Source organism: Streptomyces viridifaciens, assembly GCF_001888885.2.
Classification (GTDB): domain Bacteria; phylum Actinomycetota; class Actinomycetes; order Streptomycetales; family Streptomycetaceae; genus Kitasatospora; species Kitasatospora aureofaciens.
Genome location: NZ_CP090841.1, coordinates 4,879,989 through 4,896,083, shown reverse-complemented (window position 1 = coordinate 4,896,083; position 16,095 = coordinate 4,879,989). Strand labels below are relative to the sequence as shown.

Here is a 16,095-nt window from a genome sequence, read left to right as displayed (position 1 = left end):
CACTGACTACTGCACCGACGATTCCTGGGCCTGCCCCTCGGTGTCCGGCCGGATGTCGATCCGCCACCCGGTGAGACGTGCGGCCAGACGGGCGTTCTGCCCCTCCTTGCCGATCGCCAGGGACAGCTGGTAGTCCGGCACGATCACCCGCGCGGAGCGCTGGGCGGCGTCCACGATCTCCACGCTGGTCACCCGGGCGGGGGACAGCGCCGCGGCGACCATCTCGCGCGGGTCCTCGGACCAGTCGACGATGTCGATCTTCTCGCCGTGCAGCTCGCCCATCACGGCGCGCACCCGGGAGCCCATCGGACCGATGCAGGCGCCCTTGGCGTTCAGCCCGGCCCGGCGCGACCAGACCGCGATCTTGGTGCGGTGACCGGCCTCACGGGCGATCGCGGCGATCTCCACGCTGCCGTCCGCGATCTCCGGGACCTCCAGCGCGAACAGCTTCTTCACCAGGCTCGGGTGGGTGCGCGACAACGTCACCGACGGCCCGCGGACACCCCGGCGCACCGCCACGACGTAGCACTTCAGCCGGGTGCCGTGCCGGTAGTCCTCGCCCGGGACCTGCTCCTGCGGCGGCAGGATGGCCTCCAGCTTGCCGATGTCGACCAGCACGTTCTTCGGGTCGTTGCCCTGCTGGACGACACCGGTGACGATGTCGCCCTCCTTGCCCGCGTACTCGCCGAAGGTCTGGTCGTCGGCGGCGTCGCGCAGGCGCTGCATCATCACCTGGATGCCGATGCTGGACGCGATCCGGCCGAAACCGCTCGGGGTGTCGTCGAACTCCTTCGGCTCGACGCCCTCGTCCAGCTCCGCCGGGTCCTCGGTGGCCCACACGGTGACGTGCCCGCTCTTGCGGTCCAGGTGCACCCGGGCGCGGCGGCGCGAGCCCTCGGTGCGGTGGTACGCGGTGAGGAGGGCGGACTCGATGGACTCGACCAGCAGGTCGAAGGGGATGTTCTTCTCGTTGACCAGCGTGCGCAGGGCACTCATGTCGATGTCCACGGCTACGCCTCCTCGTCTTTCGTCACGTTCATGATGGTCGTACGGCGGCCGGCTCATTCGGCGCCGTCGTCCCCCTCGTCGAAGTCGGCGGCCTCGTCCAGGAGCTGCTCGTCGTCCTTGCGGTTGAACTCGACCTGGACCCGTGCCCGAGCCACCTCGGCGTACTCCAGACGGCGCTCCTTCGGACGGCCGCGCCCCTTCACCGGCTGCACCTCGACCAGCGCGCCGTCCTCGTCCGCCTCCAGCACCCGGGCGACGATCTCCCCGCCGTCGACCAGGTGGATCTTGGCCAGCCGGCCCTCCGCGCGCTGCCAGTGCCGGGGCAGCACCAGCGGACGCTCCGCACCCGGCGAGCCGACCTCCAGCAGGTACGGCTCGTCCCCCATCACGTCCGAGGCGTCCAGGGCCTCGCCGACCACCCGGCTGAACTCGGCGATGGTGTCCATGTCCACGCCGCCGTCGGTGTCGACGTCGATCTGCACCTGCCGGCGGTTGCCCGCCCTGGTGACCTTGACGTCCTCCAGGTCCAGTCCGGCCTGGGCGGCCAGCGGCTCCAGCAACGCGCGCAGCCGGTCGGTGTGGGTGGTGCTCATCCGGGTGGACTCCTCGGCCGCGTCTGCTGTTGTCAGGGGTCGCCCCGCGCCCTCCGCGCCCGTCCGGCGCACACCGGGTCACGGCAGCTCGGCCCAAAGCCTAGCCGGTGAAGCCACGAACCACCGATTCCGGACCTCCCCGGACCAGCCGGACGCCACCCACTGCGAGCAAGCTCACACCGGCCCACCCGCCGCACCGGCCCCCCGCAATCGTGGGGATTCTGCGAAGATCGGGCCACCGAGGACGGACAAGGGGAGGCCGTCCTCCCTACCCGCTCCGGAGTGACCCCGATGCAGCCGCCCAGCCGACGGACCTTCCTGGCCCTCGGACTGATCACCCTCACCACCGCCTGCACCGGCACCGACGGGACGGACGCCGCCACCAAGGCCCCCGCCCCCGACCCGGACGCCCCCGTCCGACTGCGCGCCGTCGCCGCCACCGACACCCTGCTGTCGGCCTACGACGCCCTCCTCGGCACCCCCGGCGCCCGGACCGCCCTCCTCCAACCCCTCCGCGCCGAGACCGCCCAGCACCGCGCCGCCCTCGCCCAGGGCATACCGGCCGGCTCCGGCACCCCGACTCCCGGCGCCCCCACCACGGCCCCGAGCACCACCCCCACCCCCACCACCTCTGCAGCCCTGGCCACCCTGGAACGCCAGACCGCCCAGTCCCACCTGGCCGACCTCGACGCCGCCCGGCCACCCCTCGCCCGCCTCCTGGCCTCGATCGCCGCCGCCAACGCGCTCCACGCCACCACCCTCGGCGCCCCGCCCGACCAGCCCGACCCCGCCACCACGCCGATCCCCTCCCCCTCCGCCACCGCCCCCTCGGCCACCTCCCCCGGAACCGCACTGCCCGCCCTCCAACAGGCCCTGAGCGCCGAACACGCCGCCGTCTACGGCTACGGCGTCGTCGGCGCCCACCTCCCCGACGACCAACAATGCGCCGACGCCCGCACCTACTACGCCGCCCACCAAGCCCAACGCGACGCCTGGCAGCGCCTCCTCACCACCCTCGGCACCACCCCCACCCCCGCCGCCGGCGGCTACCAGCTCCCCTTCCCCGTCACCGACGCCCCCACCGCCACCAAGCTCGCGGCCCACCTGGAAACCCGCCTGACCACCGTCTACGCCGACCTCGTGGCCGACCTCCCCACCCCCCACCGCCGAACCGCCGCCACCGCCCTCCGTGACTGCACACTCCGGGCCCAGCACTGGGGCGCCCCCACCACCCCCTTCCCCGGCCTCCCCGACCCCGCCCCCACGGTCACCCCGAGCTGACCCTCCTGGGCGCGCGGGCAACGCCCCGCGCGCCCACCCCCGGGTCACCCACCCTCCCGAAGGCCCACCACCCACCACCAAACCCCCACATCCCCGACAATGGACACGGCACAACCCACGGGGGAGCAACAACCGGAAGGCCGGCATGTCGGGAGCAGCACCACACATCACCGTCCCCACCTGGCTGACGAACAGCGTCACCGCCGGCCACGGCGAAGAGGGCCGCCAGTGGCTGGCCACCCTCCCCGCCAGGGTCGCCACCCACCTGACCCGCTGGGGCCTCACCCTCGAACGCACCCTGGACCCGGGCGGCAGCCTCAGCCTCGTGGCGTACGTCCACCGCGACGACCTCTCCCCCGCGGTCCTCAAGACCGGCCTGGTCACCCCCGAGACCGCCCACGAGCACACCGCGCTCACCCACTGGGCCGGACGGGGAGCCGTCCTCCTCCTGGCCGCCGACCCCGCCGAGGGCGTCCTGCTGCTGGAGCGCCTGCACGGCGAGATCCCGCTGCGCTCGCTCGCCGAGCCCAAGGCCATGCTGGAGGCCACCAGCCTGCTGCACCGCCTCTGGGTGGAGCCGCCCACCGGGAGCGCCCTGCCCACCCTCGCCGACCGGGCCGCGGACACCGCCGCCCGGGTCGCCGAGCACCGCGCCGATTCCGCCGCGGCCGTCGCGCTGCCCCTGCTCGACGAGGCCCTGGCCACCGCCGAGGACCTGACCGGCTCCGCCACCGAGACCTTCCTGCTGCACGGCGACTTCCACCACGGCAACGTCCTCGCCGCCGACCGCGCCCCCTGGCTGGCGATCGACCCCCGCCCGCTGACCGGCGAGCGCGCCTACGACCTGGCCCGGCTCGTCCTGGACCGCGCGGACACCCTGCTCGGCTCCCCCGGTGCCCCCGCCGCCGTCCGCCGACGGCTCCACCAACTCGCCGAGGCCCTCGACGTCGACCGGGACCGGCTGCGCGGCTGGACCCTCTTCCGCGCCGTGGACCTCGCCCTGCGCGACCTGGCCACGGGCCGGCGCGAGGACGCCGAACTGCACCTCGAATTCGCCGGCCACGTCTGAAGAGCACCGACCGGCCAACGCCGACCGATCACCGGTGCGGACCGCCTGAACGGCGCCCGCTACGCCCCGCGCAGCGGCAACCGCGCCCCCATCACCGCGTACAGCCGGTCCGTCGCCGGGAACCGCACCGCCCGGGCCAGGTCCCGGTACCCCAGCGACCGGTAGAGCCGCCGGGCCGGCGTCTCCGCGTCGATCGCCGACAGGATGCTGCGCTCCAGCCCCGACCCCTCGCACAGCAGTCGGATCAGCCGCGAGCCCACCCCCTGCCCCTGGAACTCCGGCAGCACGTGCAGTTCGGTGACCGCGAACACGTCGTCCAGCCAGTCCGCGTGCCCCCGGGCGCTCAGGTACGGCTCGATGACCGTGCTCCACCAGTGCTCCCGCTGGTTGGGCATCCCGTACCCGAAGCCGACCAGCCGCCCCCCGCTCATCGCCCCGAACGCGATCACCCCGGGCTGCTGGGCGTGCCGTCCGACGATGTGCAGCCGTACCGCGACCTCCTCGGGGGTGAGGCCGAACGCCACCGCCTGGACCTCCAACGCCTGCGGCGCCCAGGCCGCAAGGTCGATGGCCCCGATCGTCACCCCGGTCAGCTGCTCCATGCTCCGGACGTTACTACCAGCCGCCCGGTGGCGCGGCCGAAGATCGGAACCCAACGACGGGCGAAGCCCCCGCGAACCGCGCCACAACAGCACCCTCGCCGCCACCCCGGCGGAAGAGCGCCTCAGAAGAGCACACTCATGAACGCCCCGACCTCCCGGAACCCCACCCGCCGATAAGCCGCCCGCGCCCGCAGGTTGAAGTCGTTGACGTACAGCGAGACCACCGGCGCCACCTCCCGCAGCGCGACGTCCAGCACTGCGGCCATCCCGGTCTCGGAGAGCCCCTGCCCCCGGTACTCGGGTGCCACCCAGACCCCCTGGATCTGGCAGGCCCCCTCGGTCACGGCGCCGATCTCGGCCTTGAACACGACCTGGCCGTCCTCGGCGAACCGCGCGAACGACCGTCCGGTGGTGACGAGTTCGGCCACCCGGGCCTGGTAGAGCAGTCCGCCGTCACCGGCCAGCGGGGACACCCCCACCTCCTCGGTGAACATCGCCACGCAGGCGGGCATCAGCGCCTCCACCTCGTCGCGCCGCACCCGCCGCACCAGCGGGTCGGGCGCGATCTCCGCGGACGGCGAGGAGGTGGCCAACAGCGGCTGGTGGCCCCGGACTTCACGCGCGGGCCCCCAACTGCGTTCCAGCAGTGCCCAGAAGGCGGCGGTCGAGCCGGCCGGTCCGACGATGGAGGAGCAGCGCCGGCCCTGCCGCCGGGCCCGCTCGGCGAAGGCCGCGACGGCCTGCGGTCCGGCGTCGACCAGGACGAGGTTCGCCCCGGCGTAGCACAGGGCGTCGAGCACGCCGTTCCCGTCGTACCAGCCCCACATCTCCCCGCCGAGCCGCCACGGGTCCAGCCCGACGGCCTCGACCCGGGTGGCGACGAAGGCGTTGGCGACCGGGTCGCGGTGGAGGATCGCCAGGGCGTCCGCGAGGTCGGGCGGCTCCAGCACGCGGGTGGTGGCCAGCGCCCGGGCGGCCTGGAAGGAGCTGGGGAGCATCACACCTCGATCGATCATCGAGACAGCACCTCACTGAGACGACTCTGGCCGCACCCTACTCCGTGGCCCCACCCGGCTACGGCTGCGGGGCCGTCCGCGAACGGACGGCCCCGCTTCCGGAAAACTTCGCTGCAGTTGCGTTCGGACCGCTCCGCGGCCCCCGTGACGTGACCGCCCCGCGGTCACATCGCGGTCACATCGCGGTCACTCCGCAGCGACGACGGTCGGCGAACCGGCCTCGACGCCCTCCTCCTGCATCTGCTCGGCGAGCTTGAGCGCCTCCTCGATCAGGGTCTCGACGATCTTCGACTCGGGAACGGTCTTGATCACCTGGCCCTTGACGAAGATCTGTCCCTTGCCGTTGCCGGAGGCGACCCCGAGGTCGGCCTCGCGCGCCTCGCCCGGCCCGTTCACGACGCAGCCCATGACGGCGACCCGCAGCGGCACCTCCATGCCCTCCAGCCCGGCGGTGACCTCCTCCGCGAGCTTGTAGACGTCGACCTGGGCGCGGCCGCAGGACGGGCAGGAGACGATCTCCAGCCCGCGCTGGCGCAGCCCGAGGGACTCCAGGATCTGGTTGCCGACCTTGATCTCCTCGGCCGGCGGGGCCGAGAGCGAGACCCGGATGGTGTCGCCGATGCCCTCGGCGAGCAGCGCGCCGAAGGCGACCGCGGACTTGATGGTGCCCTGGAAGGCCGGCCCGGCCTCGGTGACGCCCAGGTGCAGCGGGTAGTCGCAGGCGGCGGCGAGCTGGCGGTAGGCCTGGATCATCACGACCGGGTCGTTGTGCTTGACCGAGATCTTGATGTCGCGGAAGTCGTGCTCCTCGAACAGCGAGCACTCCCACAGCGCGGACTCGACCAGCGCCTCCGGGGTGGCCTTGCCGTACTTCTCCAGCAGTCGCTTGTCGAGCGAGCCGGCGTTGACGCCGATCCGGATCGGCACCCCGGCGTCCTTGGCGGCCTTGGCGATCTCGCCGACCTTGTCGTCGAACGCCTTGATGTTGCCCGGGTTGACGCGCACGGCCGCACAGCCGGCGTCGATCGCGGCGAAGACGTACTTCGGCTGGAAGTGGATGTCGGCGATGACCGGGATCTGCGACTTCTTGGCGATGATCGGCAGCGCGTCGGCGTCGTCCTGGGAGGGGACGGCGACCCGGACGATCTGGCAGCCGGACGCGGTGAGCTGGGCGATCTGCTGCAGCGTGGCGTTGATGTCCGAGGTGACCGTGGTGGTCATCGACTGCACCGAGACGGGGGCGTCGCCGCCGACCGGCACGTTGCCGACCATGATCTGCCGGGAGTAGCGGCGCTTGGCCAGCGGCTTGAGCGGCAGGGACGGAATACCGAGCGAGATCGCGGTCATGTGCGCAGGGTTCCCCGGGGTTGAGGTGTGGTCGACCGCCCGGCCGTTGGGACGACCGGGGCCGGGCACGCGGACGATCGCGCACCCGGCCTCCACGGTACGGCACGGCCCGGGCGCCCAGCACACCCGCCGTACCCGGACGCCCTAACCGACCTTCACCGGGTTCACCAGGTCGGCCACCATCACCAGCAGGGTGAATCCGATGAAGATGCTGGCCACGACGTATGCCACCGGCATCAGCCTGGCGACGTCGAAGGGGCCCGGGTCGGGCCGCCGGAACAGCCGTGCGAACCGGCGCCGGACCGACTCCCACACGGCGCCGGCGATGTGGCCGCCGTCCAGCGGCAGCAGCGGCAGCATGTTGAAGAGGAAGAGCGACAGGTTGATGCCGGCCAGCAGGTTCACGAAGATCGCGACCCGCTGGGCGGCCGACTCGTGGAGCGAGAACACCTCGCCACTGACCCGGGCGGCGCCGACCATCCCGATCGGGGAGTCCGGATCACGCGGGGCGTTGCCCACGACGGCGTTCCACAGGCCGGGGATCTTGCCGGGCAGGGCCGCCAGCGACTTCACCCCGTTCTCGGCCATGTCGTACATCCGGTCGATCGACTGCCCGAGGCCGAGCTGGACGGTTTCGCTCCTGGGGGTGAACCCGAGGAACCCGGCCTGGACGGTCTGGCCCTTCACCGGCACGCCGTTGCCGTCGTACTTCTGCACGTCGTTGACGGCGATGGTGGGCCTGAAGGTGAGCCGCTGACCGTCGCGGTCCACCACGACCTCCACCTGCTTGCCGGCGCTCCTGCGGATGTCCGCCTGCAGCTGGTCGTAGTCGCGGATCCGGTCGCCGTCGAAGGAGAGCACCTTGTCGCCCTGGCGCAGCCCCACCTCGTTGGCCGGGGTCTTGGGCGCGTCGGCGGGGCAGGTGTCGGTGGGCTGGCCGGCCTTGACGACGCACTGGGCGACCGAGCCGATGGTCGGCACCGCCATGGTGACGCCGAAGCCCATCATGACCGTCAGGAACAGCCCGAACGCCAGGACCAGGTTCATGAACGGCCCGGCGAACATGACGATGACCCGCTTCCAGGGCTTGCGGGTGTAGAACAGCCGGTTCTCGTCGCCCTCCTGCAGCTCCTCGTAGGAGGCCTCCCGGGCGTCCTCGATCATGGTCCGCCAGGGCGAGCTGCTGCGCTTGGTGATCCGGCCGTCCTCACCCGGCGGGAACATCCCGATCATCCGGATGTACCCGCCGAAGGGGATCGCCTTGATGCCGTACTCGGTCTCGCCCTTGCGGCGCGACCAGATGGTCGGGCCGAAGCCGACCATGTACTGCGGCACCCGGATGCCGAACAGCTTGGCCGTGGAGAGGTGGCCGAGCTCGTGCCAGGCGATCGAGAAGAGCAGCCCGACCACGAAGACCAGGATGCCGACCACCGTCAAAACCGTTGCCACCGCTGGCCCTCCGTCATGCCGCTCCGCTCATCGTCTCGTCGTACCGCGGTCCGTGCCGCGCCGGACACCGCCGGTACCGGGGCACCGGCGGCCCGCCGCCGCCTTCCGGAGTCGGGGCCCGTCAGCCCGCCGCCAGCTCGCGGGCCCGGGCGCGCGCCCAGTCCTCCGCGTGCAGGACGTCCTCGACGGTCAGGGAAGTTCCCGCCGCCGGCGTCCCGTGCTCGGCCACGACCTTCGCAACAGTGTCCACGATTCCGGTGAAGGCGAGGCGGCCCTTCAGGAAGGCCTCCACGCATTCCTCGTTCGCCGCATTGAACACCGCCGGAGCCGTCCCGCCCAGGGTGCCCACCTCACGGGCCAGCTCGACGGCGGGGAAGGCCTCGTCGTCCAGCGGGAAGAACTCCCAGGTCGCGGCCTTGGTCCAGTCACAGGCGGGGGCGGCGTCCGGCACCCGGTCCGGCCAGCCCAGGCCCAGCGCGATCGGCATCCGCATGTCCGGCGGGCTGGCCTGCGCCAGCGTCGAACCGTCGGTGAACTCCACCATCGAGTGCACCACCGACTGCGGATGGACCACGACCTCGATCCGGTCGAACGGCACGTCGTACAGCAGGTGCGCCTCGATCACCTCCAGGCCCTTGTTGACCAGGGTGGCCGAGTTGATCGTGACGACCGGGCCCATCGCCCAGGTCGGGTGCGCCAGCGCGTCCTGCGGGGTCACCCCGGCCAGCTGCTCCCGGGTCCGGGTGCGGAACGGACCGCCGCTCGCCGTCACCACCAGCTTGCGGACCTCGGCCCGGGTGCCGCCCGCCAGCGCCTGGTACAGCGCGGCGTGCTCGGAGTCCACCGGCACGATCTGGCCCGGCTTCGCCACGGCCTTCACCAGCGGGCCACCGACGATCAGCGACTCCTTGTTGGCCAGCACCAGCACCCGGCCCGCCCGCAGCGCGGCCAGCGTCGGCCGCAGGCCGATCGAGCCGGTGATGCCGTTCAGCACCGAGTGGCACTCCATCGCGGCCAGCTCGGTCGCCGCGTCCGGACCGGCCAGCACGGCCGGCAGCGCACGGCCCGCCGCCTTCGCCGCCAGCGCCCCGCGCAGCGCCGGCTCGGCCGCCGGATCGGCCACCGCCACGGTGTGCACCCCCAGCTGCAGCGCCTGCTCGGCCAGCAGCTCCACCCGGCCGCCCGCCGCCGACAGGGCGACCACCCGGAACCGGTCCGGGTTGCGGAGCACGACGTCGATGGCCTGGGTGCCGATCGAACCGGTGGAACCGAGGATCACCAGCTCCCGGGGGCCGGAGGGGTCCGCCACGGTGGGCGTGAAACGCAGCTGCGGGTGGGCGAGCGAAGTCATGCGCCCATTGTGTCCTGTTCGCGGCACTCCCCAGGACGATCCGCACCCTCCGGGCTACCGTCGGACCCATGCGTACCGTCATCGCCGGGGGCCACGGCCAGATCGCACTGAAACTCGAACGGCTGCTCGCCGACCGCGGCGACCGCCCCGCCGGGATCATCCGCCGCCCCGAACAGGCCCAGGACCTCGTCGACGCCGGCGCCGAGCCGCTGGTGCTCGACCTGGAGTCCGCCACCGCCCCGCAGCTCGCCGCCCTGCTCGCCGACACCGACGCGGTGGTCTTCGCCGCCGGCGCCGGCCCGGGCAGCGGCGCCGCCCGCAAGAACACCGTCGACCGCGACGCGGCCGTCCTGCTCGCCGACGCCGCCGAACTCGCCGGGGTCCGGCGCTACCTGATGGTCTCCTCGATGGGCGCCGACGCGGCCGCCCACCACCCCGACGAGGTCTTCGAGACCTACCTGCGGGCCAAGGGCGCCGCCGACGACGCCGTCCGCTCCCGCACCACGCTGGACTGGACGGTGCTGCGCCCCGGCTCGCTCACCGACGGCACCGGCACCGGCCTGGTCCGCCTCGCCCCCTCCGTCGGCCGCGGCACGGTCGACCGGGCCGACGTGGCCGCCGTCCTGGCCGCCCTGCTGCGCGAGCCGGGCACCGCCGGACAGACCCTGGAGCTGGTCGCCGGGAACGCCACCGTGGCCGAGGCGGTCGCCGCCGCGGCCGGGCACGACGGCTGAGCACGGCGCGGGGCCCGGTCCGCATCGGACCGGGCCCCGCGTCGCTCGGACCGTCATCGGACCGTCGTCGGACGGTCCTCGGGCTGTCAGAGGTCGAACCCTCAGAGGTCCAGGCCGGTGAGGACCATGACCTTCTCGACGGTGTAGTCGTCCATCGCGTACTTGACGCCCTCGCGGCCGACACCGGAGTCCTTGACACCGCCGTACGGCATCTGGTCGGCACGGTAGGACGGCGCGTCGCCGATGATCACGCCGCCGACCTCCAGCTCCCGGTGCGCCCGGAAGGCGGTCTGCAGGTCGTGGGTGAACACGCCCGCCTGCAGGCCGAACGGCGAGTCGTTGACGGCGGCGAAGGCCTCCGCCACGCCCTCCACCCGGTGCAGCGACAGCACCGGGCCGAACACCTCGGCCTTGGCCAGGATCGCGTCCGAGGGCAGCTCGGCCAGCACGGTCGGGGCGTAGGTCGCGCCCTCGCGGGTCCCGCCGACGAGCACCTTGGCGCCCTTGGCGACCGCGTCGTCCACCCAGGACTCCACCCGCTTCGCGGCGTTCTCGTCGACCAGCGGGCCGACGTCCGTCGCGTCGTCGTTCGGGTCACCAGTGACCTGCGCGCCGACCTTGGCCACGACCTTCTCCACCAGCGCGTCGTACACCGCCGCGTCGGCGATCACCCGCTGCACCGAGATGCAGGACTGGCCGCCCTGGTAGTTGGCGAACGTCGCGATCCGGGTGGCCGCCCAGTCCAGGTCGGCCTCCGAGGACCAGTCCGCGAGCACCACGGCCGCGGCGTTGCCGCCCAGCTCCAGGGTGGTGTGCTTGCGCGGCACCGAGTCCATGATCTGGTAGCCGACCTTGTCCGAACCGGTGAAGGAGATCACCGGCAGGCGCTCGTCCTGCACCAGGGCCGGCATCCGGTCGTTCGGCACGGTCAGGATCGACCAGGAGCCGGCCGGCAGGTCCGTCTCGGCCAGGATCTCGCCCAGCACCATCGCCGACAGCGGGGTCGCCGGGGCCGGCTTGAGGATGATCGGGGCGCCGACCGCGATCGCCGGGGCGACCTTGTGGGCGACCAGGTTCAGCGGGAAGTTGAACGGGGCGATCCCCAGCACCACACCGCGCGGGAAGCGGCGCACCAGCGCGAAACGGCCCACGCCGCCCGGGTCGGTGTCCAGCCGCATCGTCTCGCCGTTGGTCCGGCGCGCCTCCTCGGCGGCCCAGCGGAACACCGACACCGCGCGGCCCACCTCGCCGCGGGCCCACTTGATCGGCTTGCCGTTCTCGGCCGTGATCAGCTGGGCGAGCTCCTCGGAGCGCTCCGCCAGCCGCTTGGCCACGTGGTCCAGGGCGGCGGCCCGCTGGTGCGCCGGGGTGGCGGCGAACACCGGCAGCGCGGCCACGGCGGCGTCCAGCGCCTCCTCGACCTGCGCCTCGGTCGGAACGCTGACCTTGCCGACCAGACGGCCGTCCCAGCTGTTGTGCACCTCGAACTCGGCGTCACCGCTCGCCCGGCGGCCGGCGAGCCAGAAATCGTACGTGGTGGTCACCGTGGTACCGGCCCTCTCCTCGTCGTCGTACGGCCCACGGGAGTGGGACCCGAACCCGAGGGTAGGGGCGAGGACAGGCCGACCGGATTGGCCGACCAGGAGTGTTCGGTTCCGGGGCCACTCCACCGCGTCCAGGCGGCGTCGTCCTCCTCGTCCAGGCGGCCGTCCTCCTCGTCCAGACCGCCGTCCTCCTCCTCGACCGGAACGCCTACTCCTCGCCGGAGCGCAGCGCCAGCCACAGCTCCATCCGCACGTCGGTGTCGTCCAGCGAACGGCCCAGCAACTCCTCGACCCGGCGCATCCGGTAGCGCAGCGTGTGCCGGTGCACGCCCAGGTCGGCCGCCGCCGCGTCCCACTGCCCGTGCCGCGACAACCACGCCCGCAACGAGGCCACCAGGTCACCGCGGGCCGTCCGGTCGTGCTCGCGCAGCGGCCGCAGCAGCCCCTCCGCGAAAGCCGTCACCGCGTCCTCCCCGAGCAGCGGCAGCAGCGAACCCGCCCCGACCTCCTCGTGGTCCACCGACCTGCGGCCGCCGCGCAGCGCCACCGCCAGCGCCCGCTCCGCCTGGGCGTGCGCCGTACCCGCCTCCTCCAGCGCGGCCGGCGCCGAGACGCCCAGCGACAGGCCCTCGTGCTCCTCCACCGCCCCCAGACAGGCCCGGTGTACCGCGCCGTTGTCCAGCGCCAGCACCATCAGCCGAGGCCCGTGCGCACCGTCCTCCCGCGCCACCAGCAGCTTCTCGCCCACCCGGGAACCCGCCTGCTCGGCCCGGTCCCCCAGCTCCGCCAGCGCCTCCGCGGCATCCGCGTTCGGCCCCGCCCCCGCCACCAGGACCCTTATCGTCCCCTCCGGCATCCCGCCGAACAGCCCCACCGCCACCTGCCGGGCCGTCGCCACCTCACCCGCCAGCACCATCCGCAGCAGCGCCGCGCCCATCCGCTCCTCGGCCTGGCGCAACTCCCGCGACCGCTCCAGGGTCAGCGTCAGCAGCGCCACCGCCGCGTTCAGCACGTACCGCTCGGTCGGCGTGATCCGGTCCTCGGTCCCCACCGCCAGGAAACCCCGGGCCCGCCGGTCCGCCCCCAGCGACTGGACCACCACGTAGTCCTCGTCCGCCGTGTCTATCCCCGGCGAACGGCCCTGCAGCGCCGCACTCGACGGCGCCGGCCGCCGACGCAACCGGTCCACCTCCGCCGCCAGCCGCCCCGCCCGGCGCGCCGCCCAGTCCGGCGCCACCACCGACAGCGCCCCCGACCCGTCGTACAGCGCCGCCCAACCCCCCAGCCGGGCCGCCAGCCGACGCACCACCGCCGTCGTGCCGTCCTTCCCGAGCGCCGCCCGGGTCAGCTCCTCCTGCGCCTCGAAACTGGTCGTCACCGCCTCGTACTGCTCCGCGGCCAGTGCCGCCGACACCACCTTGCTGATCGCGATGAAAGGCGTCGGCTCCGGCACCCGCAGCAACGGCAGCCCCCGCTGCTGCGCCGCCTCCACCAGCGGCTGCGGCACCTCGGTGTGCGACAGCCCCACCCCCAGCCCCAGCCCCACCACCCCGGCATCGGCCAGGCGGTGCACGTACGCCTGCAACTGCGCCGTCGTACGGCCCAGCTTGATACCGGTGGTGAGCAGCAGCTCCCCACCCTCCAGGAACGGCGTCGGGTCGTCCAGCTCACTGGTGTGCACCCAGCGGACCTGCCGCTCCAGGTGGTCCGCACCGGCGAGCACCGTCAGGTGGAGCGAACTGTTGCGGACGACGGAGGCGAGTGTGGGGGGCATGGCACCTTCGGGGGGTCGACCTGACCGCGCCGTTGCGGCCGGGCGAGGAGAGGGCAGTGGGACTAGTAGTGAGGGAGGGGTTTCTCCCCTTCATTATGGACGCCCCGGACAACCGGCACTGCCGAATCCACCTCGAAGGCGACTTCCGTCCCACCGGCCTCCCCGGCCCTCCCCCGCCCCGGTTCACCCCCGCAGGTCCACCAGCAACGGCGGCACCTGCTCCCCCGACACCGCCGTCAACGACACCACCGCGTGCCCCGCCGGCAACGCGTGCGCCAGATCCGACGGCGACCACCGCAGCCTCTCCACATCCCGCGTCGTCACTGACTCCGTCTGCGCCGTCGTCCCCGACAACGCCTTCCGCCCGACCCGCCCGGCCCGCCGCATCAAACCCCCGGAGGTGTCGGGGGTGTGGGTCACCGCGGTCTCCTGCACCAGGTGCGTCCCCCAGGCCTCCGAGAACAGCCGCCCGTCCCAGGGCGCGATCCCGGGGAAGGCCATCCGGCAGCCGACCGCGCCGAACAGCGGCGCCCGCAGCGCCTCCGGCAGGTCCACCAGGGTGCGCAGCAGCAGCACCGCGCCCGCGTTCGCGCCGCGCATCCGCTGGAGACCACGGACGGTGTTGGCGTCCAACGCCGCCGAGGCGTCGTCCACCACCAGACCGGCGAACAGGGAGCGGTCCTCGCGGGCCCCGGCCGCCTGCACGAACTGCCCCACCACCAGCCGGGACAGCATCCGGGCGGCCTCCGGGTGGCTGCGCTCGGGCAGCTTCACCCGCACCCGCAGCGGATGGTCCAGCACCCGCATCGCGAACGGCGGACGGCCCGAGCCGTCGGTCGCGAAGGCCCCCTCGAACGCGGGCCGCTCCAGCAGCCCCAGCCGGTCGGCCAGCAGCGCCCCCGGATCGTCCGCCCGGTCGCGCTGGCGCTCCCGGTACTCCAGGTCCCGCTCGTACGCGGCAAGCCGGCCGGCCACGCCGAGCGCCTTCACCAGCGCCGCCAGCGCATCCGGCTCGCCGCCCAGCAGCGCCCGCAGCTCGCGCACCCCCGGATAGCGGCCGAACGCGGCATGGAAGGGGCCCACCACCTGCTGCAGCGCCGTCCGCGCGTTCTCCGCGCGGGCGGTCAGCTCGTCGGGCAGCAGCGCGTCCGCCAACCGGGCCGCCGCGTCGTCCGGGTCCTGCGCCGCGCCGTAGAGGTCCAGTCCGTACACCGAGGCCGGATCGCCGGGAGCGATCACCACGTCGTACCAGGCGTCCGGGCCGAGGTCGGCGTCCGCCGCCCCGACCACCACCGCGCACGCGGTGCCCGCCAGCGCCTGCAGGCACAGCGCCTCGGCCACCGGGCGAGCCAGCCGTGCGGTCTTCCCCGTGCCGGCCGGACCCACCGCCAGCAGCGAGGTGCCCAGCACCGCCGGGTCCAGCGCGAAGCCGGCCGCCCGATGGCTCAGCGGATTCTTCGGTACGTCCTGCGTGACCCCGAGGCAGACCTGACCGAGCAGCAGATCGTGCCGCCGGACGCGGCCGGGCAGCTCACGCGCCTCGGAGGGATGGGCGAAGGCCGCCGCGCCGCGGGTGGCCACCTGCTCGGCGAAGGCGGGCACGAACACCGGGTCCGCCTGCGCGGACTCCCAGGCGCGCCGGATCCGCACGTAGTCGACGTCGCCGACCGCCTCCCCGTCCAGCCGCACCGCCGCCTCGACCGCTCCGCCCCGGCGCAGCCCGTCCCACGGGTCCAGCCTGCGGGCCGCCTCCCCCGCCGCCGGGTCGGCTTCCTCGGCGGGCTCCTCCTGCGTCACCGTCCGCGACAGCAGCGGGGCCGCGTAGCGGCGCCAGACCTCCAGCCAGCGGCCCATGCGGCCGAAGACCTTGATGACCACGCCCAGCACCAGGAGGTTGGCCACGAGCAGGGTGAACATGGCCTCGGACTCGGAGGGCGAGGCGAGCGGGCCGATACCCGCCTGCCCGCCGAACCACACAAGCACGTACATGAACAGCTGAGTGCCGTAGAGATACGCAAACCACCCCACCACCACGTTGAGCGCCGCCCGGAGCAGCAGCGGCCAGGTCGGGACCCGGGCGGCCTCCGCCCGCTCCGGGTCGATGCGGCGGTAGCCGAGCCGGTAGACGCCCGGTTCGGCTTCGGGGCGCGGGGCGGTGGCCCAGGCGGCGAGGTCGAAGGCAGGGGTGCCAGGCCGTTGGTGGGGTACGGGGGTCGGGGGTCTGGTGGTGGTGTGTTCGACGTGGTGGTGTGACCCGTCCTGTGCCATGTACGGCCCCGCTCCCTCGCCCGCCCGGCCCGACCGCCGTCGGTGCCGCCATACCCATG

Annotated in this window: 13 protein-coding genes; 3 read left to right on the top strand and 10 right to left on the bottom strand. The window is 73.5% G+C overall.

Features of this window, described 5'->3' with window-relative positions:
- Positions 1-6: 6 nt before the first annotated feature.
- Both nusA and rimP read right to left on the bottom strand, forming a co-directional pair.
- Entirely contained in the window at positions 7-1,008 is a 1,002-nt protein-coding gene (gene nusA / locus BOQ63_RS29060) for a transcription termination factor NusA (protein WP_030289883.1), read from the bottom strand.
- 53 nt (positions 1,009-1,061) lie between these two features.
- Positions 1,062-1,601 (bottom strand): ribosome maturation factor RimP, encoded by a 540-nt coding sequence (gene rimP / locus BOQ63_RS29055; RefSeq protein ID WP_030289881.1) that lies wholly within the window; start codon positions 1,599-1,601, stop codon positions 1,062-1,064.
- A 291-nt stretch (positions 1,602-1,892) separates the two neighbouring features.
- Between rimP and BOQ63_RS29050 the strand changes: the two genes are divergently transcribed.
- On the top strand, positions 1,893-2,882 hold the full coding sequence (locus tag BOQ63_RS29050) for a ferritin-like domain-containing protein (protein WP_167395792.1): 990 nt from the start codon (positions 1,893-1,895) through the stop codon (positions 2,880-2,882).
- Between the two features lie 145 nt (positions 2,883-3,027).
- Positions 3,028-3,951: an aminoglycoside phosphotransferase family protein gene (locus BOQ63_RS29045; RefSeq protein ID WP_030290410.1), complete on the top strand. Its 924-nt coding sequence runs from the start codon at positions 3,028-3,030 to the stop codon at positions 3,949-3,951.
- 59 nt (positions 3,952-4,010) lie between these two features.
- Here BOQ63_RS29045 and BOQ63_RS29040 read toward each other — a convergent pair whose 3' ends face one another.
- From BOQ63_RS29040 to dxr, 5 genes are all read right to left on the bottom strand, one after another.
- On the bottom strand, positions 4,011-4,553 hold the full coding sequence (locus BOQ63_RS29040; RefSeq protein WP_030290409.1) for a GNAT family N-acetyltransferase: 543 nt from the start codon (positions 4,551-4,553) through the stop codon (positions 4,011-4,013).
- A 122-nt stretch (positions 4,554-4,675) separates the two neighbouring features.
- Positions 4,676-5,551, bottom strand: a complete 876-nt coding sequence (locus BOQ63_RS29035) for a GNAT family N-acetyltransferase (protein ID WP_046386227.1) — start codon at positions 5,549-5,551, stop codon at positions 4,676-4,678.
- Positions 5,552-5,755: 204 nt separating this feature from the next.
- Positions 5,756-6,916, bottom strand: coding sequence for a flavodoxin-dependent (E)-4-hydroxy-3-methylbut-2-enyl-diphosphate synthase (ispG, locus tag BOQ63_RS29030; protein WP_030290407.1), 1,161 nt, complete (start codon positions 6,914-6,916; stop codon positions 5,756-5,758).
- Between the two features lie 144 nt (positions 6,917-7,060).
- A complete protein-coding gene (locus tag BOQ63_RS29025) occupies positions 7,061-8,365 on the bottom strand; it encodes a M50 family metallopeptidase (RefSeq protein WP_030290406.1) in 1,305 nt (434 codons plus the stop codon).
- A 121-nt stretch (positions 8,366-8,486) separates the two neighbouring features.
- Complete coding sequence (gene dxr, locus BOQ63_RS29020) at positions 8,487-9,716, bottom strand: 1-deoxy-D-xylulose-5-phosphate reductoisomerase (protein WP_030290405.1); 1,230 nt, start codon at positions 9,714-9,716, stop codon at positions 8,487-8,489.
- Positions 9,717-9,784: 68 nt separating this feature from the next.
- Between dxr and BOQ63_RS29015 the strand changes: the two genes are divergently transcribed.
- Positions 9,785-10,450, top strand: a complete 666-nt coding sequence (locus BOQ63_RS29015) for an NAD(P)H-binding protein (RefSeq protein ID WP_030290404.1) — start codon at positions 9,785-9,787, stop codon at positions 10,448-10,450.
- A gap of 101 nt (positions 10,451-10,551) precedes the next feature.
- Here the strand turns inward: BOQ63_RS29015 and BOQ63_RS29010 are convergent, their stop codons facing one another.
- From BOQ63_RS29010 to BOQ63_RS29000, 3 genes are all read right to left on the bottom strand, one after another.
- Complete coding sequence (locus BOQ63_RS29010) at positions 10,552-11,994, bottom strand: aldehyde dehydrogenase family protein (RefSeq protein WP_030290403.1); 1,443 nt, start codon at positions 11,992-11,994, stop codon at positions 10,552-10,554.
- 208 nt (positions 11,995-12,202) lie between these two features.
- On the bottom strand, positions 12,203-13,768 hold the full coding sequence (locus BOQ63_RS29005) for a PucR family transcriptional regulator (protein WP_030290402.1): 1,566 nt from the start codon (positions 13,766-13,768) through the stop codon (positions 12,203-12,205).
- 183 nt (positions 13,769-13,951) lie between these two features.
- The gene (locus BOQ63_RS29000) at positions 13,952-16,036 is read right to left on the bottom strand and encodes a type IV secretory system conjugative DNA transfer family protein (RefSeq protein WP_072655207.1); all 2,085 of its coding nucleotides are present in this window, start codon (positions 16,034-16,036) and stop codon (positions 13,952-13,954) included.
- Between the last annotated feature and the right edge of the window lie 59 nt (positions 16,037-16,095).